The 1,917-nt window shown below is 44.5% G+C and carries 3 protein-coding genes; all 3 read right to left on the bottom strand.

Annotation, left to right across the window (positions count from 1 at the left end; genetic code table 11):
- The coding region (locus AOQ29_RS07870; RefSeq protein WP_242977376.1) for an NAD(P)-dependent oxidoreductase at positions 1 to 458 on the bottom strand (458 nt) is incomplete at its 3' end.
- Positions 455 to 943 (bottom strand): 5-(carboxyamino)imidazole ribonucleotide mutase, encoded by a 489-nt coding sequence (gene purE, locus AOQ29_RS02165; protein WP_061992910.1) that lies wholly within the window; start codon positions 941 to 943, stop codon positions 455 to 457. The genes AOQ29_RS07870 and purE, both read right to left, overlap by 4 nt.
- Before the next feature lie 779 nt (positions 944 to 1,722).
- Positions 1,723 to 1,917 (bottom strand): hypothetical protein (locus AOQ29_RS07815; RefSeq protein WP_207657341.1); only part of this gene is annotated, 195 nt, incomplete at its 5' end.

Raw genomic sequence — 1,917 nt, forward strand, 5'->3', positions numbered from 1 at the left:
CTGACGGTTTTCAAGATGGCGGGTAAGCCAACGGTCGTCACCGCCTGGTCCAAGTCGTTGGGACTTTCTACTGCAGCAAACTTAGCCACCGGTACCTGGGCCTCATCACGGATGAAGGTCTTTTCGTTGATTCGGTTGCTGGTAATCGTTAAGAGCCTTGTGCCTTGGGGCAAATCAACCCCGGTCAAGGCCTGCAAGGCCTCTTGGCTGACGTTTTCAAACTCGTAGGTCAAAACATCTGACCGATCGGCCAATTCTTGTAAGGCCTTTTGGTCATCATAGGCCGCCACAATTTGGTCGTCACAGACCTGGGCGGTTGGACAAGCTGGCGTTGGGTCGAGGACCAACACCTTGTAGCCCATTTCTTTGGCCGACAAGGCCATCATCTGGCCGAGTTGACCACCACCGATAATCCCGATGGTTGATCCTGGTTCAAGATATGAATTCGTTGCTGTCATCGCAAGTCTTCCTCACTTTGAATTGATGCTTGGGTTTGAGCGGCCCGGAAGTCGTTCAAGGCTTTTTCAATTTTGACATCGTTGAGCGACAAAATTGAGGCGGCATAGAGGGCGGCGTTTTTAGCTCCGGCAGGACCGATTGCCATTGTCCCGACCGGAACACCGGCTGGCATTTGAACGATGCTCAAGAGTGAGTCAATTCCGTTCAAAGTACTCGACTTCATGGGTACCCCAATCACGGGCAAGGTCGTATTCGCTGCCAACATCCCTGGCAAGTGGGCGGCCCCACCGGCCCCGGCGATGATTAATTTCAAACCGCGGTCACGGGCACTTTGACCAAATTCTTGTAATTGTGCGGGCATCCGATGAGCAGAAATCACATGCTTTTCGGCCTCAATCCCTAATTCTTCTAGGCGGTCAAACGCTGCCTTCATAACCGGCCAATCACTGGTCGATCCCATCACCACTGCCACTTGGCTCGTCATGGTGTCGCCTCCTGTATTGTTCGTGTTTTTGTCGATAAAAACTTTGTTTTTATTAATCAGTTCGTTTCACACACATAATAACAAATAATCAAGGCTTTGTGTTCGCTATTAGATAATAAAACTCTCATTTTGAACGCATTATTCAGGAAAAAGGCGAACGATGTTTAATTAGAACTAGTATTGTTCTTCTTTTTATTTTTAGACATATTAAGGACTTTTGTTCGTTACTTTGGGAGGAAGAATTGGAGGTTGTTGGGAGCTAAAATTTAAGAATGTTTTTCTCATGCAAAAAAGCCAGCCGGAAATTATTTTTTCTGCCTGACTTTTTACTTTGAACTGCTATTTTTATTCTTTTGATCCGTAATATTATTTTGAGGCGCTGAAGTTAGGCGCCGGGAAAGGAGGTGTTATGATTGAGCATTTCAATTTTCATAATGCAGCTGCTTTTTGCCGTATTAGTGCAAGTAATTGCTACCCTAATATTAACTTGGCTGCAAAAGTATTTTGACCGCATGCGATAAATACATGTGCCTCGGCTGGCCGGCCGGGGCTTTTCTTTAGCAATAAAAAAGTCCATCGCTGGCCGGCGACGGACTAGAAAGATGGTGTTATGACATCTCAATCTTCTGTGCTTTCATTATATCATTTAATAAAAATTTAGACGAAATTTTTAACAAAATTATTAATATTTAAAAATCACTAATAGAAAAACCGCCATTGACTGACGGCGGTTTGAAAAAAGGTGAAAGGATAGAACTTTTTACTTTGAACAGCTATTTTTATTCTTTTAATCCGTAATATTGTTTTGAGGCGCTGAAGTTAGGCGCCGGGAAAGGAGGTGTTACTATTGAACTTCCTACTTTTTCTAATGCAACTGCTTTTAGCCGTGCTAAGTACGATAATTTCGACTCTTGCATTAACTTGGTTGCAAAAGTGGCTGAACCATAAAAAGTAAAGCCACGCCCCGGCTGGCC

The organism is Fructobacillus ficulneus (assembly GCF_001047075.2).
GTDB classification, from domain to species: domain Bacteria; phylum Bacillota; class Bacilli; order Lactobacillales; family Lactobacillaceae; genus Fructobacillus; species Fructobacillus ficulneus.